The 25950-nt window shown below is 66.6% G+C and carries 23 protein-coding genes; 10 read left to right on the top strand and 13 right to left on the bottom strand.

What is annotated here, in order from left to right; translation table 11 throughout:
• Positions 1 to 30: 30 nt before the first annotated feature.
• The 6 genes from OG716_RS30975 to OG716_RS31000 all read right to left on the bottom strand — a co-directional run bounded on the left by OG716_RS30975 (position 31) and on the right by OG716_RS31000 (position 7390).
• Positions 31 to 1311 carry an allantoate amidohydrolase gene (locus tag OG716_RS30975; RefSeq protein ID WP_405140030.1) on the bottom strand — a complete coding sequence of 427 codons (1281 nt, stop codon included), beginning with the start codon at positions 1309 to 1311 and terminating at the stop codon, positions 31 to 33.
• Positions 1312 to 1535: 224 nt separating this feature from the next.
• Complete coding sequence (locus OG716_RS30980; RefSeq protein WP_405134034.1) at positions 1536 to 2855, bottom strand: FMN-binding glutamate synthase family protein; 1320 nt, start codon at positions 2853 to 2855, stop codon at positions 1536 to 1538.
• A 199-nt stretch (positions 2856 to 3054) separates the two neighbouring features.
• Positions 3055 to 3750 (bottom strand): protein glxC, encoded by a 696-nt coding sequence (locus tag OG716_RS30985; protein WP_405134035.1) that lies wholly within the window; start codon positions 3748 to 3750, stop codon positions 3055 to 3057.
• The gene (locus OG716_RS30990; protein WP_405134036.1) at positions 3735 to 4643 is read right to left on the bottom strand and encodes a glutamine amidotransferase family protein; all 909 of its coding nucleotides are present in this window, start codon (positions 4641 to 4643) and stop codon (positions 3735 to 3737) included. Before OG716_RS30990 ends, OG716_RS30985 begins: the two co-directional genes overlap by 16 nt.
• A gap of 34 nt (positions 4644 to 4677) precedes the next feature.
• Entirely contained in the window at positions 4678 to 6018 is a 1341-nt protein-coding gene (gene glnT / locus OG716_RS30995; protein ID WP_405134037.1) for a type III glutamate--ammonia ligase, read from the bottom strand.
• 40 nt (positions 6019 to 6058) lie between these two features.
• Positions 6059 to 7390 (bottom strand): FAD-dependent oxidoreductase, encoded by a 1332-nt coding sequence (locus OG716_RS31000; protein ID WP_405134038.1) that lies wholly within the window; start codon positions 7388 to 7390, stop codon positions 6059 to 6061.
• Between the two features lie 214 nt (positions 7391 to 7604).
• Here OG716_RS31000 and OG716_RS31005 point away from each other — a divergent pair, with 214 nt between their 5' ends.
• Positions 7605 to 8954, top strand: coding sequence for an ammonium transporter (locus OG716_RS31005; RefSeq protein WP_405134039.1), 1350 nt, complete (start codon positions 7605 to 7607; stop codon positions 8952 to 8954).
• Positions 8955 to 9098: 144 nt separating this feature from the next.
• On the opposite strand, the gene OG716_RS31010 is transcribed toward OG716_RS31005, so the two are convergent.
• Positions 9099 to 9848: a lysophospholipid acyltransferase family protein gene (locus tag OG716_RS31010; protein ID WP_405134040.1), complete on the bottom strand. Its 750-nt coding sequence runs from the start codon at positions 9846 to 9848 to the stop codon at positions 9099 to 9101.
• An 80-nt stretch (positions 9849 to 9928) separates the two neighbouring features.
• On the opposite strand from OG716_RS31010, the gene OG716_RS31015 reads away from it, so the two are divergent.
• Both OG716_RS31015 and OG716_RS31020 read left to right on the top strand, forming a co-directional pair.
• Positions 9929 to 10507 carry a hypothetical protein gene (locus OG716_RS31015; protein WP_405134041.1) on the top strand — a complete coding sequence of 193 codons (579 nt, stop codon included), beginning with the start codon at positions 9929 to 9931 and terminating at the stop codon, positions 10505 to 10507.
• A gap of 44 nt (positions 10508 to 10551) precedes the next feature.
• Entirely contained in the window at positions 10552 to 12102 is a 1551-nt protein-coding gene (locus tag OG716_RS31020; protein ID WP_405134042.1) for a Rieske 2Fe-2S domain-containing protein, read from the top strand.
• Between the two features lie 58 nt (positions 12103 to 12160).
• On the opposite strand, the gene OG716_RS31025 is transcribed toward OG716_RS31020, so the two are convergent.
• The 3 genes from OG716_RS31025 to OG716_RS31035 form a co-directional block, all read right to left on the bottom strand.
• Complete coding sequence (locus tag OG716_RS31025) at positions 12161 to 12514, bottom strand: calmodulin (protein ID WP_405134043.1); 354 nt, start codon at positions 12512 to 12514, stop codon at positions 12161 to 12163.
• Between the two features lie 154 nt (positions 12515 to 12668).
• On the bottom strand, positions 12669 to 13700 hold the full coding sequence (locus OG716_RS31030) for a MauE/DoxX family redox-associated membrane protein (RefSeq protein ID WP_405134044.1): 1032 nt from the start codon (positions 13698 to 13700) through the stop codon (positions 12669 to 12671).
• A 97-nt stretch (positions 13701 to 13797) separates the two neighbouring features.
• On the bottom strand, positions 13798 to 14745 hold the full coding sequence (locus OG716_RS31035) for a DMT family transporter (protein ID WP_405134045.1): 948 nt from the start codon (positions 14743 to 14745) through the stop codon (positions 13798 to 13800).
• A 62-nt stretch (positions 14746 to 14807) separates the two neighbouring features.
• Between OG716_RS31035 and OG716_RS31040 the strand changes: the two genes are divergently transcribed.
• The 3 genes from OG716_RS31040 (at position 14808) to OG716_RS31050 (ending at position 16253) form a co-directional block, all read left to right on the top strand.
• Entirely contained in the window at positions 14808 to 15032 is a 225-nt protein-coding gene (locus tag OG716_RS31040) for a type II toxin-antitoxin system VapB family antitoxin (RefSeq protein WP_405134046.1), read from the top strand.
• A complete protein-coding gene (locus tag OG716_RS31045) occupies positions 15029 to 15463 on the top strand; it encodes a PIN domain-containing protein (RefSeq protein ID WP_405134047.1) in 435 nt (144 codons plus the stop codon). The genes OG716_RS31040 and OG716_RS31045 overlap by 4 nt, the downstream gene beginning before the upstream one ends.
• A gap of 82 nt (positions 15464 to 15545) precedes the next feature.
• Positions 15546 to 16253: a hypothetical protein gene (locus OG716_RS31050; RefSeq protein WP_405134048.1), complete on the top strand. Its 708-nt coding sequence runs from the start codon at positions 15546 to 15548 to the stop codon at positions 16251 to 16253.
• Here OG716_RS31050 and OG716_RS31055 read toward each other — a convergent pair.
• The 3 genes from OG716_RS31055 to serS form a co-directional block, all read right to left on the bottom strand.
• Positions 16218 to 17660 carry an MFS transporter gene (locus OG716_RS31055; protein ID WP_405134049.1) on the bottom strand — a complete coding sequence of 481 codons (1443 nt, stop codon included), beginning with the start codon at positions 17658 to 17660 and terminating at the stop codon, positions 16218 to 16220. The two genes, OG716_RS31050 and OG716_RS31055, sit on opposite strands and share 36 nt — an antisense overlap.
• A 147-nt stretch (positions 17661 to 17807) precedes the next feature.
• Positions 17808 to 19676, bottom strand: a complete 1869-nt coding sequence (locus OG716_RS31060) for a putative bifunctional diguanylate cyclase/phosphodiesterase (RefSeq protein WP_405134050.1) — start codon at positions 19674 to 19676, stop codon at positions 17808 to 17810.
• A 206-nt stretch (positions 19677 to 19882) separates the two neighbouring features.
• Positions 19883 to 21145 (bottom strand): serine--tRNA ligase, encoded by a 1263-nt coding sequence (gene serS / locus OG716_RS31065; RefSeq protein ID WP_355125464.1) that lies wholly within the window; start codon positions 21143 to 21145, stop codon positions 19883 to 19885.
• A 978-nt stretch (positions 21146 to 22123) separates the two neighbouring features.
• On the opposite strand from serS, the gene OG716_RS31070 reads away from it, so the two are divergent.
• The 4 genes from OG716_RS31070 (at position 22124) to OG716_RS31085 (ending at position 25945) form a co-directional block, all read left to right on the top strand.
• Positions 22124 to 23713 carry a GMC family oxidoreductase gene (locus tag OG716_RS31070; protein ID WP_405134051.1) on the top strand — a complete coding sequence of 530 codons (1590 nt, stop codon included), beginning with the start codon at positions 22124 to 22126 and terminating at the stop codon, positions 23711 to 23713.
• Positions 23714 to 24125: 412 nt separating this feature from the next.
• Positions 24126 to 25169, top strand: a complete 1044-nt coding sequence (locus OG716_RS31075; protein WP_405134052.1) for a septum formation family protein — start codon at positions 24126 to 24128, stop codon at positions 25167 to 25169.
• A 10-nt stretch (positions 25170 to 25179) separates the two neighbouring features.
• A complete protein-coding gene (locus OG716_RS31080) occupies positions 25180 to 25533 on the top strand; it encodes a metallopeptidase family protein (RefSeq protein ID WP_327143042.1) in 354 nt (117 codons plus the stop codon).
• Between the two features lie 100 nt (positions 25534 to 25633).
• On the top strand, positions 25634 to 25945 hold the full coding sequence (locus OG716_RS31085; protein WP_355125458.1) for a PE family protein: 312 nt from the start codon (positions 25634 to 25636) through the stop codon (positions 25943 to 25945).
• Positions 25946 to 25950: the final 5 nt, after the last annotated feature.

The following is a 25950-nucleotide window of genomic DNA, read 5'->3' on the forward strand; positions in this document are numbered from 1 at the left end:
AAATGCCGTCTCGGGTCGATGTCTGACCGCTCAGGCCGGTTCTGCCGCAACCCAGGCCGCCATCACATCCGCCAGAGCCGCCGCGCCCACATGGCAGTCCACCGGATCGGCATACTCGGCCGGAGAATGCGAGACGCCGGTGGGGTTGCGGACGAAGAGCATGGCGGTGGGCACACTGTCGGAGAGGATGCCCGCGTCATGGCCTGCGGCCGTGGGGATTACGGGGATATCGCCGAGATGCGCGAGGGTCTGTGCGAGGCGCCGTCGCGGCTCGGGCGGGAATTCGACTATGGGAGTGATGGATTCGGCCACCACCTGTAGATCGATACCGTCGACGGTGGCGTGACCACGGGCGGCGGCGGTGATTCGCGAGACCATCAGCTCCAAGGTCGATTGGTCGGCGGCGCGCGCATCCAGCCAGGCGCGGACCCGCAAAGGAATCGCATTGGTGCCGTTCGGGGAGACCAGCACCTTGCCGAAAGTCGCTACGGCCGAACGGGCTACCGCCTCGGCACGAGCCGTATGCACGGTGGAGGCGAAAGCCAGCATGGGGTCGTGGCGATCGACCAGCCGAGTCGCGCCGGCGTGATTGGCCTCGCCGGTGAAATCGAATTCCCAGCGACCGTGCGGCCATATCGACGAGGCCAGCGCCAGCGGGCTGTCGACCAGATCGAGGGCGCGGCCCTGCTCGATATGCAGCTCGATGAAGACGCCGACGCGCTCGGTAAGGGTAGTGTCCACGCCCAGTCGGTCCGGGCGGCGGCCGACCCGAGTCAGGGCCTCTGCCAGGGTGATTCCGTCGATATCGCGCAGACCCAGCGCACGCTCCGGAGCCAGCGCACCGGTCGCCAACTGTGAACCGATGCAGGCCACCCCGAAGCGCGCCCCCTCCTCATCCGAGAAGGCGACCACCGCAATGGGAATCGACGGCTCGATACCCCGCGCCCGGAGCAGATCCACCGCCGCGAAGGCCGCGACTATCCCCAGCGGACCATCGAACGCTCCGCCGTCCGGCACCGAATCCAGGTGTGAGCCGGTGACAAAGGCCCCCTTCGGATCACCCACCCAATCGCGCGGCAACCACCACGCCCAGAGATTCCCGTTCCGGTCCTCCTCCAGGTCCATGGACCGCGCCCCCGCACACCCCCGAAACCATTCACGCAGTGTGAGATCCGCATCGGACCAGGCATAACGCCGATACCCCCCGGTGCCGCCATCCCGCCCCACCGCGAGAATCTCCTCCCACAGCGAATCGAATGCCGCTGCCGCAGCGTGCGGGTCGGCTACCGCCCGGCCGTCAGCACGGCTCATACGCTCGGCAGCCGATGTGGTCCGAATATCGAACGAGTCCGCCGACCCAGCTGACCGCGCCGCGCCACTGCCGGACGATGCCGGGCCGACGCCCGGCAATAGCGGCTCGGCATCCGATCGCGCCGGTCCGCCGGAGGGTGCTGTTGCGCTGGCGGGCAACGGCTTCGGGACGTCGGGCTGCGACTTCCGGGCGTCGGGCTGCGACTTCGAGGCGTCCGGCACGTTCATGCGAGAGCTCCGGGGATCCACGTGGTTCCCGCCAGGGGGACGCGGGCCATGGCGGCGGCTTCGACGGTGAGGGCGACGAGATCTTCGGGTTCGAGGTTGTGGAGGTGGGATTTGCCGCAGGCTCGGGCGAGGGTTTGGGCTTCCATGGTGAGGACTCGGAGGTAGTTGGCGAGGCGGCGGCCGCCTTCGACGGGGTCGAGGTTGTTGGCCAGTTCGGGGTCTTGGGTGGAGATGCCGGCGGGGTCGCGGCCGTCCTGGAAATCGTCGTAGAAGCCGGGGGCGGAGCCGAGCGCCTCGTATTGCGCGGCGAAGCGGGGGCTGTTGTCGCCCAACGCGATCAGGGCCGCGGTGCCGATAGCCACGGCATCCGCGCCGAGGGCCATGGCCTTGGCGACATCGGCGCCGGTGCGAATGCCGCCGGAGATGATGAGCTGGACCTTGCGGTGCACACCCAACTCCTGCAACGCCTGAACGGCCTGGGGGATGGCGGCCAGGGTGGGTATGCCGACGTTTTCGATGAAAACGTCCTGGGTGGCGGCGGTTCCGCCCTGCATGCCGTCGACCACGACCACATCCGCGCCCGCCTTCACCGCGAGCTTGATGTCATAGTAGGTGCGGGTCGCGCCGATCTTGATGTAGATCGGCTTCTCCCACTGGGTGATCTCCCGCAGTTCGAGAATCTTGATGGCCAGATCGTCCGGACCGGTCCAGTCCGGATGGCGGCAGGCGCTGCGCTGATCGATACCCTCGGGCAGCGTGCGCATTCCGGCCACCCGCGCGCTGATCTTCTGCCCCAGCAGCATGCCGCCGCCGCCCGGCTTCGCGCCCTGGCCGAGCACGATCTCGATGGCATCGGCCTTGCGCAGATCATCGGGGTTCATGCCGTATCGGGACGGAAGATACTGGTACACCAGATGTTTGGACTGCCCGCGCTCCTCGGTGGTCATACCGCCGTCACCGGTGGTGGTGGACGTTCCGGCGAGGCTCGCGCCCCGGCCGAGCGCCTCCTTGGCCTGGCCCGACAGCGCGCCGAAGCTCATACCCGCGATGGTGATCGGAATATCCAGGTGCAGTGGATGTTTCGCATGCCGGTCGCCGAGCACCACATCGGTGTCGCAGCGTTCCCGATACCCCTCGAGCGGATAGCGCGACATGGACGCGCCCAGGAACAGCAGATCATCGAAGTGCGGCAGTGGGCGTTTCGCACCCCAGCCGCGAATATCGTAGATACCGGTATCAGCAGCGCGCTGGATCTCGGCAATGGCGCGACGATCGAACGTCGCGGATTCGCGGAGCGCGGGATTCGGGCGAGTCATGGATTCGGACTCCTGTCGAGAAGTTCGGAGGGGCGCCGCCGCCACAGGAAAGCGGTCGGGACCGCACAGCCTCCGCCTGAATCGAACAGCCCGCATAGACGCTGTTCCGAGCTGATACGTGCTGTTCGGCTGGGTGCGGGCTGTTCGGTGGGGCGCGGGGTGGGCGGATGCGGGATGTTCTGGGGGCTGGGCGGGGTGGTCAGTAGGCGGCGGCGTTGTCTACGTGGAAGTGGTAGAGGGTGCGGGCGGAGCCGTAGCGGGTGAACTCGGCCGGGTCGGCGTCGAAGCCGGCGGTGGTGAGCAGGTCGCGGAGTTCGGCGAGGTGTCCGGGGCGCATGGTTTTTCGGACGCAGTCCGCGCCGAGGGAGGCGACGGTGCCGCGCACGTAGATTCGGGCCTCGTAGAGGGAATCGCCCAGTGCCTCACCGGCATCGCCGAGGACGACCAGGCGACCGGCCTGGCCCATGAAGGCGCTCATATGACCGATATTGCCGCCGACGACGATATCCACGCCCTTCATCGAAATACCGCAGCGCGCACCGGCATTGCCCTCGATGACGAGCAGTCCGCCGTGCGCGGTCGCACCCGCGGACTGCGACGCATCGCCGCGCACCCGGACCGTGCCGGACATCATGTTCTCGGCGACGCCGACACCGGCGCTGCCGTCGATGGTCACGGTGGCGTGCTGATTCATTCCGGCGCAGAAGTACCCGACATGGCCCTCGACGGTGACGTCGATATCGCGGTCCAGGCCGCAGGCCAGGGCATGAGCGCCGCGCGGATTCGCCAGCGTCACCGCCGCCGGAACATCCGCTGCCGCGAGCGCGGAATTCACTGCGCGGGTGCCGGACTCGGCCACATCGAGCACGGTGCGCTCACTCACGATCGCCGCCATACGTACACCTCTTCCGGTTCGGGTTCGAAGATTCGGGCCTGTTCCACGCCGGGGAGATCGGCGAGGGCGCGGTACTCCGACGCCATGGCCACCCAGCGATCGGTTTCCGCGATGATGGCGGGCTTACAGGCGATGGCATCGCGGACCACCGCGAAGGAGTCGCTGGTGGAGACGAGCAGGGTGTAGAAGCCGTCGAAGACCTCATTGAGCAGTAGCAGCGCCTTCTCCAGGTCAGCGCCCTGCGCGAGCTGCTGCGCGACGAAGCGCGCACCCACCTCGGTATCGTTCTCGCTGTCGAATTCGACTCCGGCGCGCTGCAATTCGTGCTTGATGCTCATGTGATTGCTGAAGGATCCGTTGTGCACCAGGCACTGTCCGGGGCCGACCGAGAACGGATGGGAACCCTCGGCGGTGACGGCGGATTCGGTGGCCATGCGGGTATGCGCGACACCCTGCCAGCCCTGCGCCTGCGGGAGGCCGAAGCCGTTCGCCAGGGCGGTGGGATTGCCGATGCCTTTGAGGACCGCGAGGCCGGGGCCGAATCCGATGACGCGGGCGGTCGGGGCGACGGTTCGGACCGCCTGCACCAGAGCCTCGGAATCACTCTCCGGGATTTCGGCGTGCAGCACGATCGTCGGAGCCAGATCCAGGGCGGTCACCGGCAGACCCATTGCGGCAGTGAGCTGTTCGGCGAGCTCCGGTGCGGGCAAGAGGCTGTCGAGCAGGGACACCGTGACCGTGCCGGCGGGCGACCACACCGGGTCGCCGTAGACGGCCATACCGGCCGAATCCGGTCCGCGGTCACACATTTGGTCCAGCATGCCGGTGAGCAGCGCGCCCAGCTGTGGATAGAGAGCGGGGTCGCGCAGGTGCAGGCCGACGATTCCGCACATCGATGATCACCTTCCTTTCGAGGTCGAGGGCCGGTCAGAAGGCCGTGAGGTACTGGTCGATCTCCCAGTCGGAAACCGTGTTGTGCCAGGTGAAGAACTCTTCGCGCTTGCGTTCGGCGAAGTAGGCGGCGACGCCGGGGCCGGCCACATCGAGGGCGGCGGTGACCACCGGGTCCGATTCCATGGCGTCCATGGCGTGGATGAGGGTCATCGGCAGCATGTCGCCGCGCTGTTCGCCGGGTGTGCCGGGGTCGAGTTCGCGGTCTATGCCGTCGAGTCCGGCGGCGATGGCGGCGGCCATGGCCAGGTACGGGTTGGCGGAGCCGTCCGCGCCGCGCAGTTCCACCCGATGCTGATCGGGTACGCGCAGATAGTGGGTGCGGTCATTGCCGCCGTAGGTGGCGTAGCGCGGGGACCAGGTCGCGCCGCTGGCGGTGCTGGTCGCGCCGGTTCGCTTGTAGGAGTTGACGGTCGGGGCGATCACTCCCTGCAGGGCACAGGCGTGGTCGAGCATGCCTGCGAGGAAACCGTATGCGGTGGAAGACAATCCGAGGCCGCGCGGGTCATCGGCATCCGGGAAGAGCGGATGCTCGCCCGACCACAGCGACAGGTGCATATGCATGCCCGTGCCGGTGCGGTCAGTGAATGGCTTCGGCATGAAAGTCGCTTTCATACCGCGCTTTTCGGCGATCACCGAGAGCAGATAGCGGGCGGTGATCACCCGGTCCGCGGTGATCATGGCTTCGGCATAGTCGAAATTCTGCTCGAACTGCCCGTTGCCGTCCTCGTGATCGCTGGCGTAGTTGCCCCAGCCGAGCGTGTTCATGGCCTCCGACACCTCGGCCAGATGGTCGTACATGCGCGTCACATCGCGGGCGTCGTAACACGGTTGCAGGCTCACATCGGCGGTATCGGCGGGGATCAGGCCGTTCGGCCCCTTGTCCACCAGGAAGTATTCGATCTCGGCGCCGACCTTCACGGTGTATCCGAGTTCGGCGGCGCGAGCGAGGGTGCGCTGCAGGATGACCCGCGGCGCGAACGGCCACGGCTTGCCCTCCACATGCGGCGTGCAGTGCACCATGGCCAGGCCGGGACGAACGAAGGGAATCGGAATGAAGGTGGACGCGTCCGGAATCGCGACCAGATCCGAATCGCGCGGCTGCTGGCCCATCATGCCGGCCGCATAGCCGGCGAAGCCGACACCGTCCGCCTCGAGCTGGCCGACCGCCTGGACCGGAACGAGTTTCGCGCACGGCTTGCCGGACAGCGTGGTGAAGACGGCCAGGATGAAGGTGGTGCCGGTGGCACGCGCCTGTTCGGACAGGGTGCGGTGGGTGGTGATCGGCGTGACGGTGGCGGTGGTATCTGTCGCCATATCGGCTCCTGAAGCAGCGGGGTTCGGATGAGGTTGAGGTTCAGCGCATTTCGCCCGCGCCCACATACGGGTGCGGACTCAGCAGGGGGCGGCCTTCGGCGAAACGCTCGTAGCGGAAGTCGGCGGCGTCGACATTCGGGAGCTCGGTTCCGTTGTGCAGCAGCAGATCCGCGACCAGCCGGCCGACCGCCGGGGAAATCTTGAAGCCGTGGCCGGAGAATCCGGTGGCCAGGAACAGACCCGGCGCCGGCGCGGGGCCGATGATCGGGTTGTAGTCGGGGGTGACGTCGTACGCGCCGACATAACTGCCGGTAATGCGCGGATCTGGCATCTGCGGCAGCCGGTGTTCCAGTCTGCCGACCACCTTTTCGACGGTGGAGTCGTCGGCGCGATTCACGAAATCGTCCGGATCGAGGTACTCGGGGACGGCGTGATCGCTATTGCCCGCCAGCAGTTCACCATTGGGTTCCCGGCACAGGTACTGCAGGCTCACCAGATCCGAGAGCACCGGGACCTGCGGGAGCGGTTCGCCCTGATCGATCATGATCAGCTGGGCGCGCTGGGCCCGCACCGGGACGTCCACACCGGCGGTCGCGGCGAGGGCCGGTGTCCACGGCCCGGCGGCCAGCACCACGGTGCCCGCGTGCAGCTCGGTGCCGTCGGCCAGTTTCGCGCCGATCACGCGGCCCGCCGCAATTGCACCGTCGCGGCCCGCCGCAGATGCACCGTCGCGGCCCGCCGCAGATGCACCGTCGCGGCCCGCCGCAGATGCACCGTCGCGGCCCGCCGCAGATGCACCATCGCGGCCCGCCGCAGATGCACCGTCGCGGCCCGCCGCGGTGAGCAGCTCGACCACCGGCGTCTGCTGGCGAATCCGCACACCCCGTGCGCGTGCCGCCGCGGCGAACGCCATACCGGTCAGATACGCCTCACCCCGCCCACCACGGGGTTCGTAGGCGAAGGCGGCGAAATCGTCCACCCGCAGGCCGGGCCACAGGGCGGCCATATCGTCGTGGGCGAGCAGATCCACCTCGATGCCCAGCGCCTGCTGCATGGCCACATTCGCCTTCAGCGGGTCCAGATTGTCCGCGCCGACGCCGACCGCGTACCCGCACTGCCGGAAACCCAGATCGTCCCCGAGGATCTCGGTCGCGTTCTCGAAGAACGGCACCGACCACCAGGACATGGCCGCCAGCGAGGGCGCGCCGTAGTGGCAGCGGACCACGCCGCTGGACTTGCCGGTCATGCCCGAGCAGAGCGAATTCCGTTCCAGCAGCACGATATCGGTGGCACCGCGCTCGGCCAGGGACCAGGCGATGGCCAGCCCTTCCAGGCCGCCTCCGATGATCAGGAACTCGGCGGTGTCGGTCATATGGCATCCCTCGGCTCAGCATTGTTTATGTCTTCTACAGTGAATCACTGTTGATTGTCATGAAACCATACGAGCCGCGCCGAAGCATGCCGGTTTACGCAGCTTTCACAGTCACGTACCACGGCGCAACATCCACGATGGTCTACTCCCATGCAACGGTGATTCCCCTCAGGACATCCGTTGGTATGGAATCCGTTTCTAAGTCAGGTGAAATATGGAACAAGCAGTAGCCGCGGCAGATACCGCGTGGATGCTCGCCGCCTTCGCCCTCGTGTCGATCATGGTGGCGGGACTGGCGCTGTTCTACGGCGGCATGGTCAGCGTCAAGAACACTCTGAACATGGCCATGATGGTCTTCGGCGCACTCGCGGTAGTGGGCGTGCTGTGGATCATCGTCGGCTACTCGGCCTCCTTCGGAAACTCGCTCGGCGGCCTCGGCCTGCTGGGTGATCCACTGGAGTACTTCGGATCGTCGAAACTCCTCGACGCACCCGCCACCCCCGGCCTACCACCGGCCATCTTCTCGGCCTTCCAATTGCTGTTCGCCGCACTGACCGTCGCGCTGATCGCGGGCGCGGTGGCCGACCGCATGAAGTTCGGCTCCTGGATGACCTTTGCCGGGATCTGGGCGCTGCTGGTGTATTTCCCGGTCGCACATTGGGTTTTCGCCTTCGACAGCAAGGACGGCTCGGTACACGGCGGCTGGATCGCCAATAAGCTCAAGGCCATCGACTTCGCCGGCGGCACGGCGGTGCACATCAATGCCGGCATCGCCGGGCTCGCACTGGCGCTGGTACTCGGCAAGCGCAAGGTGTTCCCGAATTCGCCTCGGCCGCACAGCATTCCACTGACCATGCTGGGTGCGGGCATTCTGTTCTGCGGCTGGTTCGGATTCAACGGCGGCTCGGCACTGTCCTCGGGCAACCCCGCGTCCGTGGTGGTGCTCAATACCCTCGCCGCCTCCTGCGCGGGCATCTGCGGCTGGCTGGTCGTGGAGAAGTTCAAGGAGGGGCATGCCACCTCGCTCGGCGGCGCGTCCGGCCTGATCGCGGCGCTGGTCGGCATCACCCCCGCCTGCGGTGCGGTCTCGCCCGTGGGCGCGCTCATCGTCGGCGCGGTCTGCGGTGTGGCGTGCTGCTTCGCCGTCTCGCTGAAATACCGCTTCGGACTGGATGATTCGCTCGATGTGGTCGGCATCCACCTGACCGGCGGCATTATCGGCACCCTGCTCATCGGGCTGCTGGCCGACGGATCGGCGCCCAATGCCGTTGCCGGACTGTTCTACGGCGGCGGACTGGATCAGCTGTGGCGGCAGACGGTCGCCGTGCTCGCGGTGCTCGCCTACACCTTCGTGGTGACGCTCGGCATCGCCAAGGTCATGGAGCGCTTCGGCGGCATCCGGGCGGATGCGGAGAGCGAGGCCATGGGCCTGGACCTGGCCGTGCACAGCGAAACCGCCTATGTGCTCGACCATGTCAGCATGCCGGCCGCCAAAACCGAACCGGCGGACGCGGTTACGGCCGCAGAGGCCATGACCAGCAAGGCGGCGGTCGCGGTCGAATAACCCGGAAGCCCGCGGCTCCTCCCGATCTTCACCCTCCTCATCAAGGGCGGGAAGGGGCCGCGTTCCACTGAAAGAGGTGGCAGCGCAACGGATCGTCCGGACCCGCGCGCCGCCACCTCTTTCAGTTCGAACTATTACCGCGTGCTATTCGCTGCTCTGCGCGCGACGGGCGGCCTTCTCCTCGGCCTCGGCGACGTCGAGGGCATTCGCCTCCTCGAGGGTCGGCGCGCTGCCGCCCAGCCGGGCGGGGACCCAGTACGCGCCCGGTTCGTGCACGTAGTCCTTCTGCACGTTCAGCAGCATCGCCGACATGCTGGCGTGCAGCTGCTCCGTCAGCGCGGAGGCCGGCTCCGACGGCGGGATGGGCGCGCCGACCTCGATGGAGATCGGAGTATTGGTGCGACCCAGGCGCTTCGGATAGCCCTTGGTCCACACCCGCTGCGCACCCCAGATGACCATCGGGATGATCGGGACATTCGCCTCGATCGCCATGCGTGCCGCGCCCGACTTGAATTCCTTCAACTCGAAGCTGCGGCTGATGGTGGCCTCGGGGTAGACGCCGACCAGCTCGCCGGAGCGCAGCCGATTCACGGCCTCGTGATACGAGTCCGCCCCGGCGGCACGATCGACCGGAATGTGCTTGAGCGCCCGCATGACCGGGCCCGAGACAGCATTGTCGAAAACCTCCTTCTTCGCCATGAAACGGACATAGCGCTTCGTCGTACGCGCAGGCAGGCCCGCATACGTGAAGTCCATGTACCCGGTGTGGTTGATCGCGATGACCGCACCACCGTTCGCCGGGATATTTTCGTCGCCAGTGACAGTGAACTTCAGACCCTGCAGCGCGAAGACGGTGCGAGCCAGCCCGATGATCGGGAAGTAGACGGGTTCCACAATTCCGCTAGCGTAGTCGCAACGCCGGCGAGTACCAGTGACCCAGGCAACACCCGAAGACACGAAAGAGGTTCGTCCGAGTGGAAAACACCCGAACAGGACTGCGTGAAACGCTCCGCAGAGGACTGATCGGAAGTGCCGCGGTGGCGATCGCCTGCCTCGGCGCCGGTTGCGATTCGAATGTCGGTATCGAGGGCACCGATTACAGCACGAAATCCGACAAACCCGCGGTGACGACCACCGCCGCGACCACCACGGTGACGGTCGCCCCCGCGCCGCCGAGCACCTCCGCCGCCGCTACGCCCGACCCCGAATCCGTCGCTGCCGTCAGTACGGTGCGGCGCTATCTGTCGCGGCTGACCGGGATTCCGGATCCGGCTGATCAGGAGAGCGGATACCCGCTGGTCTGCGGCGCGACCCCGCGCACCTGGGATCCGGACGGCACCGGCACCCTCACCGCCCCGCCGCTCGCGGTGAATCAGGCCGGTCTCCCCCGCCTGAAGTCCTTCGCGGAGGATTCGATGAAGTCCGAATCACTCCGTGACGGCTATATCAGCGTCACCGCATCCGTCACGGACCGTGCCGGAAGCACGCAAAACCGGACATTCACCCTGAAGTCCGGCACCGAGGGTTACTGCATCGGCGACGTCTCGGAGTAGCCAGTACGCTGGGTGGCTGGTAACGGTCGAGGAGGAAGCAGCTCGTGCAGATCACCAGCGTCGGACACGCCGGATTCCATATTCGAACCGCAGCGGGGACGATCCTGTGCGATCCCTGGGTCAACCCGGCGTATTTCGCGTCCTGGTTCCCGTTCCCGGACAATACGCAGTTGGACTGGGACGACCTCGGCAACTGCGATTTCCTGTACGTATCGCACCTGCACCGCGATCACTTCGACGCGAAGCATTTGGCGGACAAGGTCAATAAGGACGCCACCGTCCTGCTGCCGGACTATCCGGTGCCGGATCTCAAGCGCGAGCTCGAAGCGCTGGGCTTCCACAAGTTCTTCGAGACCGAGGATTCGGTCAAGCACACGATCACCGGTCCGGGCGGCGAGCTCGACCTCATGATCATCGCGCTGCGCGCGCCCGCCGACGGGCCCATCGGCGACTCCGGCATCGTCATCGCCGACGGTGAGACCGTGTGCTTCAACATGAACGACGCCCGGCCCGTCGATATGGATGTGCTGCACGATTCGTTCGGGCATGTGGATATCCACCTGCTGCAGTACTCCGGGGCCATCTGGTATCCGATGGTCTATGACATTCCGGCCAAGACCAAGTCCAACTTCGGCAAGCAGAAGCGGCAGCGCGGTATGGACCGGTGCCGGTCCTATATCGAACAGGTCGGGGCCACCTGGGTGGTGCCGTCCGCCGGGCCGCCGGTCTTCCTCGACGACGAACTGCGCTACCTCAATGACGATCGCGGCGACGAAGGCAATATCTTCCCCGATCAGATCGTGTTCCTGGAGCAGATGCGGATTCACGGCAATGAGGGCGGGCTGCTCATGCTGCCCGGCTCGACCGCCGATCTGCGCGGTAAGGAACTGTCGGCGCTGACGCATCCGGTCGATCCGGATATCGTCTACGGCGACAAGGCCGCCTATATCGCCGCTATGGCGGAGCGTATGGCGCCCGTGCTCGCCGCCGAAAAGGCTTCCTGGGCAACAGGAGACGGGCCGCTACTGCCGCAGTTGCGGGAGCTGTTCGAGCCGATCATGGCGCAGAGCGACCTCATCTGCGACGGCATCGGCTATACGGTCGCGCTGGTCATGGGTGACGAGACCGTGGTGCTGGACTTCCCCAAGCGCATTGTGCGGGCGCCGATCGAGGGAGAAGGCAAGCAGCGCTACGGATTCCGCATCGATCCGCAGCTGGTGCGCACCGTGCTGCGCGATAACGAGCCCGACTGGGTCAACACCATCTTCCTGTCGACCCGCTTCACCACCTGGCGCATCGGCGGATACAACGAATTCCTCTACACCTTCTTCAAATGCCTCACCGATGAGCGCATCGCGTACGCCGACGGCTGGTTCTCCGAGGCGCACGACGATTCGGCCTCGACGGAACTCGACGGCTGGGAAATTCAGCGGCGCTGCCCGCATCTGAAGGCCGATCTGTCGAAATTCGGTGTGGTGGAGGGCAATACGCTCACCTGCAATCTGCACGGGTGGCAGTGGGATCTGGAATCCGGGCGGTGCAAGACCTCCAAGGGGCATGAGCTGCGCTCGCGGAAACTCGACACCGCGAACTGAGACGACCCTCCGGCCGGTACCTGCGCGAGTACCGGCCGGAAGCGTGACCCTCAGCGGGTCAGCCCTGGACCTCGGAATCCTGCAGTTCCCGGGTGAGCCGTGATGACCACGGACACCAGAAGCAGCCGGGCAGGAAGGCGCCACAGGCCTCGTCGAGATAATCCTCGGTGTACTGAATGCTGGAGTCGCACACCTCGATCGCCATGGTGAAGAAGGTGATGGTGTCGGGGTCGTATGCGAAGGACCAGCCCGGGTTGTAGGGTTCCGGGCGCTTGCGGATCTTGCCCATCACATGCGTCGACATCGTCTCCTCCCCGGACAGGATGCGGCGGGCCTCGGCGATACGCTGATCATTGGTCAGTTTGAAGACGAATTCTTTGCCGGAGTAATCGGTAAATGCGAAGTAGGCCATGACATTTCCTCTCGGCCGAGCGATCGAAACGAAAAGCACCTGCCTCTAGATGGTAAGTGTCCCGAAGCAGCTAATTCTCCCGAATCGTTTGCACGACAGGGGAATTAGGAGACCGGACTGTATGTCGCGAGCTAAACGTCCTCGACTCGAGTACTTACCCCGCATGCGAAACTGACTGCCCGTTTCGTGCGGATGCTCGTTGCATTCCAGTCGGTTTGGCCAGGCCGATCAGATCCCGCACCGCCATTGCTCCCCGCGCCACCGGCGCCGCGACCTTCCCCTCGGCGGTGATCAGCACCCCGGACGGGGTACCCCGCACCCGATACCGCAGGGCCGCCTCATTGCCCTGCTGCACCAGCATGGGGATATCGCCGAGCCCCTGCTCCCGCGCCCACACCGCATGCGGCTCGACCTCGCCGTTACCCAGCACCGCGATGGTCAGCGCATCCGCCGAACGCGCCTGCCAGCGCGGCAATTCGCGAGCCAGCGCGGCACACATCTCACAGCCGGGATGGACGAATACCAGGAGCAGGGCACGACCGGAGGACAGCAGGGATTCCAGGTTCGTCCGGCCGCCCGACATATTCAGCAATTCGAACTCCGGCGCCACCGCGCCCACCGGCAAGCCCTCCGCGCCCAGCGTCGACAGCGCCTGCTGATCCAAGCGCCGGCGCAATGCCCGGACCTCGCCCCACAGCCATGCCAGCGCGGCGGCGAATACGGCGACCACCGCCATTCCCACGGCGCGATCCACCGGCAGGACCTCGGGGATATGCGAATACCGCAGCGCACCAACCACTGCGGCTACCGAGAGCAGCAGCAGGACGCCATTGCGCACCAGTGTTCGCGCGCCGATGGGTGCCGAGCTCGCCGCTCCGAAGCACGAACACGACGGATGCCTCCCCTGTCGCAGCAGTCGCGCCACCGCGCCCGAGAACACCAGGAGCAGCAAGACTGCCACCAACGCGGCGGGGGCGGCCGTCCATGGTGGCAGTAGTCCCGCGGCGACTGCCGCCTCCGCCACCGGCAGCCCCCATGCGATGGCAGGTACCCAGCGCAGCGGAATCCCGAACTCCCCCACCGCCGTGCGCGTGCCCGCGAGATCGGCGAACTTCCCCGCCGCCGACAGCCCGAACACCACACCGAGCGCCAGCCGTAGCCCCCACACTCCGTATTCGATCGTCATATTCGCACGATGACACAGCGCGGGAGTAGCCCAAACCATAATGGCACGAACAGTTTTCGAAGATGCTCAGGGCGGGAGAAGCACACCGACCGTTCGGTCAAGTCCGCGCGGCCACCGCTACCGCCACGAAGGTGAGCACACACCCGACCACCGCCAGCGCGGAAACTCCGGCCCCGGTCGGTGCGACCACATCGAGCAGCAGCGACATCAGCAGCTGACCGGCCACCGAGGTGAGCCCGAGCAGCAGCACTCCGATCCAGCGCACCACCACAACCGCCAGCGCGATGAATACCACTCCGATCGCACCACCGAGATACAGCCACGGCTCACTGGGAAATCCGCGCGGCCAACCACTCCCGGCGATCACCGCGGCCTCGACCAGCAGCAGCGCCGCACAACCGGTCACAAAATTGGCGAGCGTCGCCGACTGCGGACCACCCACCGCGCCGACCCTGCCGTTCACCGCCTGCTGCCACGCCGTCCCCACCCCCGCGATCAACGGCAGCAGAATCAGCAGCGCCTGCGGACCACCTCGCAATGCCTCCGGCGCCGACAGACCACCGTCCCCGCCGGTCCGGCCGACCACCGCGACCAACGCCAATCCCGCTCCCCCGGAACGCAATAGCGTCACCGGCGTCCGCCCCCGAGGCCCCATACCCAGCCGATCCACCACCAAACTGCTCGTCAACTGCCCCGCCACCACCGCCACCGTGAACGCGGTAACCCCGATCGCCGCCACCGTAAGCCCCTGGCACGCAACAAAAAATGCCCCGCACACCCCACCGAGCAGCTGCCACCATCGCAGCTCCCCTGCCCGCACCGCCCCCCAGGCCCGGCCGACCCCCGCCCGCAACCGCCCACTGCTCAAACACCCGACCCCCACCAACAGCAAGCCGACCCCGAAACTGATCACCGCCGCCGCCACCCCATCCTGCAGCCGCTCCCCCAGCACCCCATTGACCCGCGACTGCACCGCCACCCCCGCGCCGATACAACCCCCCAGCCCCAACCCCACCCGCCGCCACATCACCGATTGATTCTCCACCCCAACACCGACTATGTACAATATTGACAAGGCAGTCGCATCATTTATGTACAGGAGGCGAGATGTCGCTGACTCATATCGAGATTGATGATGAAGCTCTCGAACAGGCAAAGAAGCTCGGCGGACACCGAACGAAGACGGCCGCCGTCGCGGCTGCACTGCGGGAGTACAACGACCGGTTGTCCCGAGCGACTGCTTACGATCGCTATTTCCAACTGGCCCAGGGCTGGGACCTGGAAGGCGCCGAAGCCGCGCACCAGGCAGACAAGGAGCAGCGTCCGCAGTGATCGGATACCTGCTCGATTCCTCGGCGCTCTGGCGCATTCTGCGTGATCCAAAACTCTCCGATCTGTGGCGGGACCCGGTCGTCGCGGGCGAGGTGCATTCCTGCTATCCGCAGCGAATCGAATTTCTCCGGTCGGCCCGAAACCGGAAGGAGTACGCCGACTACTGCGCGATGTTCGATGCGCTCTACAGAGACGTCAACGTTCCGAAGTCGGCGGGATCCTGGATCGCCGGGTTGCAGTGGCGCGCAGCGGAAACCGGCAACCACCAGTGCCTGTCTGCCATCGATCTGCAAATCAGTGCGACAGCCGCCCATCACGGCCTAGCCGTCATCCACGATGACTCCGACTTCGTGACGGCAGCGCAGCTGGCGACCGAGCTCCGGCAACTCAATGTGCACGATGGGCCGTACGAGTCCGCCGACGGCTCGTAACGCCGGTTGGGAGTTGTTGGGGTGGAATGGATTACGGGATCGAGGTTAGGGGGGTAGGAGGTTTGTCCGTTACGGTCTGGGCGTGAGCGAATCCGCCCTCGGGGATGTGCACGATGCCGAAACCTATCGGGTCCTCGACGAGGCCTGGAACTCCTGGGGAACGGTCGACCGGGATATGGTCGGCAATCTGATAAATCCCGCGTTCATCGACGGACCCAGCTGGCCCGCCCTGCGGCAGGCCCTCACCGTCGCCCGGCGCGCGGACGGGCTGCTGGTGGCCAGCAGCGGGTTGGCCGATCCCATGGCGTGGAACGGCGCGGCGCCGACCAACGGGTACGAAGTCGAGGTTTACGCCCTCTCCGGTGACCTCCCCGCCGACAGCGACACCGTGGCGACGGCCATGTCGTGGCTCGGCCAGACGGTCATGACCGTCGCGAATCTGGTGGCCCAGTACGGATTCGCGGTTCCCGACGCCATCGCACAGGACGGGCTCATCACCATCGAACTCGCCGATGCCCGAATTCCCGAGACGGTCGCGGGCACGTATCTGGACGACAACAACACCATGATCGCGATGGCAGGGCTGACCGATCCCGAAGTGCCCGCCCTGGTGGCCGGACCGCTCTCCGAAATACGCCTCGTGAATGTGAAGCTGCTGACCGTCGCCGAAGGGCGGTTCTGCGTGCACAATTCGATGGGTGAGAGCGACGCCTGCCGGGAACTGGCACAGCGCTTCGCCGCCCAGGGCCGCACGCTATGGTCCAGCCTCGATCGGCCCTCCGTCGTGTGATCCGGCCGCCGCTTCATCGCGCCGGACAGGCAACCAGGACGGAACCAGGGCGGCGATGACCAGTAGCGGGACGCCCAGCAGCGCAACCGTCGGCGGGATCGGCAGCCACACCGAAGCCAGGCCGACAAAGCCGAATACGGCCAAGGCCAACAGCTCGGTGAGGAAACCGCCGACGGAGGTCACCGTGGCACGAGCCGGGCCTTCGATCGCGTCTTGCAGGCGGGCGGCCGCCACCACCTCGGCGTTGTAGTCGATTCCGTAGGCCACGCCGATCGCCGAAAAGCCCACGCCGGTCAGGACATACACGGCATCGGGGTGGTCGGCGGCGAGTCCGGCCAGCAGCGCGCCGCCGATGAAGAGCACACCGCCCAGGAAGAGGGCGGCGGCCATCGTGCGCGGGCGCATACTCTCGGTGCGACCGGCCAGGGCGGTACCGGCCAGCCCACCCGCCACCGTCAGACCGACCAGCAGCGGCGTAATCGACGGTGCAACACCGGCATTGCCCGCCAGCAGCGCGAAGTACTCGTCGAAGGCGGTAATGCCGTTCAGCATGGCGGCGAGCAGCAGACCTCGGCGAATCATGCGGACCCGCAGCGACTCTCGCAGGCCCAATCGCAGCATCCGCAGATACCGAACACCCGCCCGCGAGTCAGCGGGGTCCCCTCCGGTCTGAGGCGCCTCAGCCCGGCCGGATGATAGGGGCGGACCCGCAGCGGACCGGAGCGGCTCGCCCCCATCGGAAGCGAGAGACGGGCCCCCACCGGACCGGAGTGGTGAGCTCGCGGCGGGCGGGAGTGCACCGTCGTCGGATAGGCAGGCATCTGCCAGGTCTTCGATCTCTCTGGCGGACACGGTCTTCGGAGCCGCGGGCAGCGCTGCGGCGGTGCAGGTGTGCACCGCGGCGATGGCGACGCTCGACCAGCCGATCAGGGGGTAGCCACCCCAGGCGTACAGCGGGGCCGCTGCGAGGATGCCCACCAGCGCACCGGATTCCGCGGCGGCGCGCACGTAGCCGGTGATGCGGGGATAGGACGCGGTGGCGGAGCGGGCGGCGAGATCGTCGTAGAGGAGGGCTTCGAAGGTGCCGGAGCGGAGCGAACCGGAGGCGCCCCAGAGGACGAAGCCCAGGGCGAAACCGGCGTAGGACGGGAAGAGGGTCCAGCACGAGAAGGCCGCGACCAGCAGCGCAGCCGACCCGATCAGCAGGGCGCGGCGGGAGACGGTATCGGCCCAGGCGCCGGAGGGGATCTCCAGTACGAAGGAGGTGGCCGACCAGATGGCCAGCAGCGAGGAGATCTGGGCCGTGCTCAGGCCGTGATCGGCGAAGAGCATGGCGTAGAGGGCATAGAGCGGGATCAGGTCCGCGGTGCAGGCGAACAGCACCGCACGCACGGTGAGGCCGCGCACGGGATCGATGCCGGGGCGACCTCGGAGACGGAGCCGGGGCGGAGCGACACCATGACTTGCTCGAGCTGCGGCCCGCCCTGAAGCGGCGGCGCGGCTAGCCCGGGAGGAGAGCCGGGATCAACAGGCGTAGATCAGCATGCGCATGGGTCAACTCTGCGCGCCGGGCACGCCTGGGTCAAACGGATTGTCGAGCGGAATCCAGCCATTGGTGTTCGGCTCGTGATCGGGGACCGTCGCGCCGACGAGGCCGTGGCGGTCGTTCAGATCATTGATGAGTTCGGACACCGGATGCGAATCGCTGTAGTGGTAGCCCTGGGCGAGCGCGAAACCGAGCTCGGTCAGCACCGCCGCCTGGTATTCGGTCTCGACCCCCTCGGCGATCACCTGCAGATCCAGCGATTTGCTCAGTGCCGCAATGACTCCGAGCAGCGGCGGAGCCGGGGAGTCGGAGCGGATGGCGGCCACGAAGGATTGGTCCACCTTCAGAATGTCGCTGGGCAGGGTGGCCAGCCGGCTCAAAGACGAATAGCCGGTACCGAAATCGTCGATGGCAATGCGCACACCGGTCTCGCGGAGCTTGTGCAGATTCGCGATGGCGGTCTCCGACTCGGCGGCGATCTCGCTCTCGGTGACCTCCAGGACCAGCTGATTCGCCGACCAGCCGGTATCGGCGAGAATGCCGGAAACCCGGTCCGCGTACTCGGTTTCGGCCAATTCCAGGCCGCTCACATTCACATTCAGCGTCAGATCCAGCTGGGCGAAGGTCTCCTGCAGGCGGGTCGCGTCCGCGCAGGCCCGGCGTAGTACCAACTCGTCCAGATCGGAGATGAGGTCGTATTCCTCGGCCACCCGGATCAGGCCCTCGGTGGTCACATCCGGTTGTGCGTGCGAGGACCAGCGCAGCAGCGCCTCGACCCCGACCGCCCGGGTCGCGCCATCGGAGAGGCTCACGATCGGCTGGTACTGCACGTCCAGGGTGCCCTGATCGATGGCCTCGCGTAGCTCCACCGCCAGCGGCAACTGCCGCGAGGACTCGAGCACCGTGCGATTGCGACCGGCCTGCTTGGCCCGGTACAGACCCACATCGGCGCGGCTGACCAGCAGCGAACCGGATTCGCCCGGCTGCCAGGAGGTCACACCCGCCGAACATCCGGTGGTCACCGCCGCGCGCAGCTGCTCGGTCAGCAGAATCGCCGCCTGCTCGGTCGAATTCGGCAGCAGCACCGCGAAAGCGTCACCTCCGTAACGCGCCAGGCGCTGCTCCGGCGTCAGCAATTTCTGCCAGGTATCGCCCACCCGCTGCAGCACCGCGTCACCGGCGCGATGACCCAGATGATCATTGATCTTCTGGAAACGATCCAGGTCGACCAGTACCAGCGACAGGCTCTGCCCGGTGCGGGTGGCATGCCCGATGGCATTGGCCAGCGCGCGATCGAAACCACGCCTGTTCAACAGACCCGTCAGCACATCGATATCCGCGTCCGAGGCCATGCGCGTGAGAATGCCGACCACAATGCCGATTCCGACCGTGATACCCGCCGGAATCAGGCCCGACCACCACGGCAACCCGCGCGAAGGCACCACCCACAGGCAGCACACCACCGCGAAAGCTATATGCGCGCCCAGCCATTTCCAGGCGAAGAATATCGCCGCATCGGTGGCCACGAAGACATAGAACGCCGCCAAACTGATCGCGCCGACCGTATTCGGGAACCAGTGCACCGCAACGGTCACCAGCACCGTCGCAATCGCCACATACACGTGATGGACCGAATGCGGCAGTCGCGGACCCCAGATCAGCAGACTGAGACCGAGCAAAAGCGCAACAAAAGCAGCACTGCCGACGAGCGGCCGATTTCCCTCATCACCCGGGGCGACGGCTGTGATAACCAGACCAAGCACCCCACCCATGACGTAGAACGCCCCGGTGGTCCGAGCCATGACCATTGCTGTCGCCAGCGCCGATGCCGCCCGCACCCGTGTTCGGGTATCGCCGCGAGACCCGATTCCTCGCACGCTGCCTAGCCTAAACGCTGTGTTGATTTTTGCCGCACTGTTTGACTCACCTGCACTGTTCAACTCGCCTTCGCTGCGCTTCGGCTGTTCGCGGCCCCCGAGGTCCCGATTCTTCCCTCCCTCCGCTCCCCCGCTTCGCTCCGCCGCTCCACTCAGTCCAGAATCGGGACGGGCCGCGAACTTTGAGCGCCGCCGATCCGCGGCATTCAGCGGATCGGCTTCAGCACTTCGGTACCCACGAACGGCACCAGAGCGGCGGGGACGCGGACGCTGCCGTCGGCCTGCTGATGATTCTCCAGAATCGCGACGATCCAGCGGGTGGTGGCCAGGGTGCCGTTCAGGGTCGCGGCGGTCTGCGGTTTGTTGTTCTCGTCCCGGTAGCGGACATTCAGGCGGCGGGCCTGGAATGTTGTGCAATTCGAGGTCGAGGTGAGCTCGCGGTAGGTCTGCTGGGTCGGAACCCAGGCCTCGCAATCGAATTTGCGCGCGGCCGAGCTGCCCAGATCACCGGCGGCCACATCGATCACGCGATACGGCACCTCGACGGCGGCGAGCATCTCCTGCTCCCAGGCCAGCAGGCGCTGATGCTCGGCATCGGCGTCCTCCGGCCGGGTGTAGACGAACATCTCCACCTTGTCGAACTGGTGCACGCGAATAATGCCGCGGGTGTCCTTGCCGTAGCTGCCCGCCTCGCGACGGAAACAGCTCGACCAGCCCGCATAGCGCTTGGCGCCCTCGGCGAGATCCAGGATCTCGCCCGAGTGATAGCCCGCCAGCGGCACTTCCGAGGTGCCGACCAGATACAGGTCGTCCTCTTCGAGGTGATAGATCTCGGCCGAATGCTGGCCCAGGAAACCGGTGCCCGCCATGATCTCCGGGCGCACCAGCACCGGTGGAATCATCATGGTGAAACCGTTCGCGGTGGCCTTCTGCGCGGCCAGCTGCAGCAAACCCAGCTGCAGCAGTGCGCCGTAACCGGTCAGGAAATAGAAACGCGCACCCGATACTTTCGCGCCGCGTTCCATATCGATGATGCCCAGCGATTCACCCAACTCCAGGTGATCCTTGGGCTGGAAATCGAATTCCCGGGGAGTGCCGATGTGGTCGAGCACGATGTAATCGTCCTCGCCGCCGGCGGGCGCACCCTCCTGCACCACATTCGACAGGGCGCGCTGCGCGGCGTCCAGGACGGCGTCGGCGGCGTTCTCCGCGGCCTCCGCCTCCTTGACTTTCGCCGAGTACTCCTGGCCCTGGGCCAGCAGCGCCGGGCGCTCCTCGGGAGATGCCTTGCCGACCTTCTTGCCGAGTGCCTTGTGTTCGGCGCGCAGGCCGTCGGCATTGGCGACGGCCGCGCGGCGCGCCACATCCGCCGCGAGCAGGGCGTCCACCAGGGCCGGGTCCTCGCCGCGAGCCCGCTGCGACGCGCGGACCACGTCCGGGTTCTCCCGCAGGAATCGAAGGTCGATCATAGAAACAGCCTAGTGGGCGGGGGAACTGTATTTTTTTTGCCTCCGCTCGCTGGGTTTATTTGCCTCCGCTTCGCTCCGGCGGGTTCGGGGCCCTGTTACCCCGTTCTTCCCTCCCTCCGCTCCTCCGCTTCGCTCCCCCGCTCCACTCAGTCCAGAACGGGGCGGGCCCCGAACTTGGGGCGGATGCCTCTGGGGGCCGGGGACTCTGGGGGCGATGCCTCTGGGGACCGGGAACTCTGGGAGCCGGGAACTCTGGGGACCGGGAACTCTGGGAGCCGGGAACTCTGGGGACCGGGAACTCTGGGAGCCGGGAACTCTGGGAGCCGGGAACTCTGGGGACCGGGAACTCTGGGGACCGGGAACTCTGGGAGCCGGGAACTCTGGGAGCCGGGAACTCTGGGGACCGGGAACTCTGGGAGCCGGGAACTCTGGGAGCCGGGAACTCTGGGAGCCGGGAACTCTGGGGACCGGGAACTCTGGGAGCCGGGAACTCTGGGAGCCGGGAACTCTGGGAGCCGGGAACTCTGGGAGCCGGGAACTCTGGGAGCCGGGAACTCTGGGGACCGGGAACTCTGGGAGCCGGGAACTCTGGGAGCCGGGAACTCTGGGGACCGGGAACTCTGGGGACCGGGAACTCTGGGAGCCGGGAACTCTGGGAGCCGGGAACTCTGGGGACCGGGAACTCTGGGAGCCGGGAACTCTGGGAGCCGGGAACTCTGGGAGCCGGGAACTCTGGGAGCCGGGAACTCTGGGAGCCGGGAACTCTGGGAGCCGGGAACTCTGGGAGCCGGGAACTCTGGGAGCCGGGAACTCTGGGAGCCGGGAACTCTGGGGAAGGATTTCTCCCCAGTTTCACCGGATTCGCTCGTTTGACGGGACACCATGGGCGGGATCGACCAGAGTGGGGCGCATGGACACGGCCGGAAGCGCGTCTGCGCCCGTGCGCGTGGCCCTCGCCAGTTCTCCCGAGGAGTCTCCATGCCCCAATACATGCCGAGCACAGTCGATTTCATTGTCGTCGGCGCCGGTTCCGCCGGGGCGGCAGTGGCCGCGCGGCTGAGCGAAAAACACGGCGTCAGCGTTGCCGTCATCGAGGCCGGCAGCACCGACCGCGACAAATTCATCCACATTCCGGCCGGATTCGCGAACCTCTTCGAGGGCGACAACGACTGGAACTACCGCACCACACCGCAACCCGAGCTCGCCGACCGCCAGGTGTACTGGCCGCGCGGCAAAATGCTGGGCGGCTCCTCCTCCATGAACGCCATGATGTGGGTGCGCGGCTTCGCCGCCGACTACGACGAATGGGCCGAATACGGCGGACCCGGCTGGTCGTTCGAGCAGGTGCTGCCGTACTTCCAGCGCATGGAAACCGTGGAGGGCGCGACCGAGGCTGGGGAAGGCGTCGACGGGCCGCTGCACATCTCCCGGCAGCGCAGCCCGCGGCCGCTCACCCAGCAGTACCTGAACGCCGCCGCCGAGGCCGGGTATCCGGTGGAACGCGCCAATCTCGATGCGCCGCAAGGATTCACCGAGACCATGGTGAATCAGAAGCGCGGGGCGCGCTGGAGCACCGCCGACGCCTATCTGCGGCCGGCGCTGCAGAAGCACCAGGACCTCACCATCGTCACCGATGCGCACGTCACCCGCGTGCTGTTCGAGGGCAAGCGCGCCGTCGGCGTCGAATACCGGGTCGGCGAGGAGATCAAACAGCTGCACGCCAAGCGGGAAGTCGTGCTGTCGGGCGGGGCGATCAATACGCCGCAGCTGCTCATGCTCTCCGGCATCGGCGACGCCGATCAGCTGCAATCGCACGGAATCCCTGTGCTGCACCACAATTCGGAGGTCGGGCGGAATCTGCGCGATCACCTCGCCGCGCCCATCGTCTACCGGACCAAGGCGGGCAGCCTCTACGGTGCGGACAAGAGCATCGCCGAACTCGCCAACTACTTCGTGCGGCGACGCGGGCAGCTCACCTCCAATGTCGGTGAGGCGTACGGATTCGTGCGCAGCCACCCCGATGTCGGGCTGCCGGATCTGGAACTGATCTTCGCGCCCGCGCCGTATATCGGAGAGGGACTCGGCGATCCGGACGGGCACGCGCTCACCTTCGCCGCGATTCTGCTCAAGCCGCTCTCGACCGGCAGCATCACCCTGGCCTCGGACGATCCGTTCGCCGCACCGCTCATCGATCCCAATTACTGCGCCGAATTCTCCGACCGCACCGCACTGCTCAACGGACTGCGAACCTGCCTCGAAATCGCCGCGCAGCCGGCGCTGAAGGAGCACATCGGGGAGCTCATGCAACCGGTGCTGCCGTCGGATACGGCCATCGAGGATGTGCTGCGGCGGTGCCTCGAACACCATTCGCACACGCTGTACCACCCGGTGGGAACGTGCCGAATGAGTACCGACCACACCGGCGTGGTGGATCCGGAGCTGCGGGTGCGCGGGGTGGAGGGCCTGCGGATCGCCGACACCTCGGTCATGCCGATCATCACGCGCGGCCACACGCACGCGCCCGCCGTGCTGATCGGCGAGAAAGCGGCCGACATCATCTCGGAGTAACTCTCAGCGACATCCAGTCGGGGTAACTCTCAGCGACATCCACTCAAAGTTCGTGGCCCGTCTCGTTCTGGACTGAGTGGAGCGGAGGAGCGAAGCGGAGGGAGGGAAGAACGAGACCCCCAGGGCCACGAACCCGCCCGGAGCGAAGCGGAGGGCAAATTAGACACAGCGCGAAGCGGAGGGCAAATTAGGCACAGCGCGTAGCGGAGGCAAATTAAACCCTGCATGATGGAGCGCGATGTCCGACGAACAGTTGCCTCCAGAACAGCCCGAGTGGCCACCTGTGGAACAGTCAGGTTGGCCATCTCGGGGACGGCAGACGCGGTCACGCTCCGGCTCCCGGCGAGGGAGCGCCGACGATCCCCCGCCGGAAAGCTCCAGGCGGTCGCGACTGCCGGGGCCGCTGGGCCGGTTGAGCTCCAAGCTCGACAAGGACGGTCCGCTCTCCGCGCCGACGCTGCGCTGGGGGCTGCTCGCCGTGGCGATCGGCGCGGTGGTGGCGGCGCTCATCACCATGGTCATCTCCGGCTTCGACTCGCACCGGGTGGAGGCGCATACGCCGGGCCGCACCCAGCCCACCGGTGCGGTCGCGGGTGCGGCCTTCGGCACCGCCAAACAGGGCGACTGCCTGAGCTGGACCAAGGGCAATGCCAGCGATCTGGTGAAGGTGGACTGCGGCAGCAAGCATCTGTTCGAGGTCACCGCCGATATCGACCTGAGCAAGTATCCGGGCGTCGAATTCGGGCCGGGCTCACGCTTTCCCGATTCGCTGCGCTTCTCGGAGCTGCGCGATGAGCACTGCGTCAGCGCCGCACAGGGGTATCTCGGCGGCAAGTTCGATCCGCGCGGCAAGTTCGTGGTCGGCCTGATCAATCCGGGCGAGGCCGGATGGAAGGCGGGCGAGCGCACGCTGCGCTGCGGCCTGCAGATCACCGGCAGCGCGGGCACCGCCACCCATCCGATCACCGGCAGCGTGCGGAATATCAACCAGTCCAAGATCTTCGACGTGGGCACCTGCGTCGGCATCGCCCGCAATCTGCCCACCGATCCGGTCGACTGCGCGCAGCCGCACGCCTTCGAGATCGTCTCCACCGTGGATCTCGGCGCGCGCTTCCCCGGCGGCCCACCCTCCAAGGACGACCAGGACAAGGTCATGGAGGACCAGTGCGGCAAGGACTCCACCGACTACCTCGGCTCCCCCGACGCCCTGCGCAACAAGACGCTGACCCTGTTCTGGGACTTCCTGGACGCCCGCAGCTGGCTGGCCGGCAGCCAGAGTCTCAACTGCATGGTCGGTAAGGGCGCGGATCAGGAGGGTTTCGCGACCATCACCGGTTCGGCCCGCGGCGATCTGCTCATCGACGGCCAGGCGCCCGTGCCGCCGCCGAACAACGGCCGCTACACACCGCCGCCGTTACCGGGCGCGGCCCCGCCGGTCATCCCGCAGCCGCGGTGATCGGGTAGCCATGCCGGTCTCCATGTCGGCCGACCGGTTCGAAGAGCTGGTCGGCGACGCACTGGACCTGATTCCGCGTGAGTTCGCCGAGGCCATCGACAATGTGGTGGTTCTCATCGAAGCCCGCAGCGCCGAGGACCCGCATCTGCTCGGTCTCTATCACGGGATCGCGCTGACCAATCGGGACTTCAGCCACTACGGGGGCGCATTACCGGACACCATCACCATCTATCGCGAGGCCATCCTCGGCATGTGCACCAGCGAGGAAGAGGTGGTGCATGAGGTGGCCGTCACAGTGATTCACGAGATCGCGCACTACTTCGGGATTGACGACGACCGCCTTCATCAGCTGGGATGGGGCTGATCCGAGACCCCGGGAACCGATCAGCTAACCGGTGCGTCCAATCTTGATGTCGGGGTGAAACTCGACATCGGGGGAAAGTCTTCGGGAAGGGAGTTCGCTCATGGTCGGTCATGTCCTCGTGCAGCCCGAGGTGGTTCTCGCTGCTGCGCTGGAGTTGGACCTGCTCGCCGAGCGGCTCTCACTGGCCTCCACCGTCACCGCGCCGGCCACCCACGTCATACCGTCCGGCGCCGAGGAAGTGTCCTTCCTGGCGGCCGCACACTTCAATCAGGCTGCACTGAGCCACGATCGGGCAACCGCCCAGGCCGTCCTCGAACTGCATCACGCCGCCGCCACCCTGCGCAGCCAGCTCGCCGAGTATCTGGTGCAGGACGCGGTGCGCGCCGCCGGTATCGCCGCCATCCAGGTGTAGAGGGG

It is taken from the genome of Nocardia sp. NBC_01388, from assembly GCF_045040085.1.
GTDB lineage: Bacteria > Actinomycetota > Actinomycetes > Mycobacteriales > Mycobacteriaceae > Nocardia.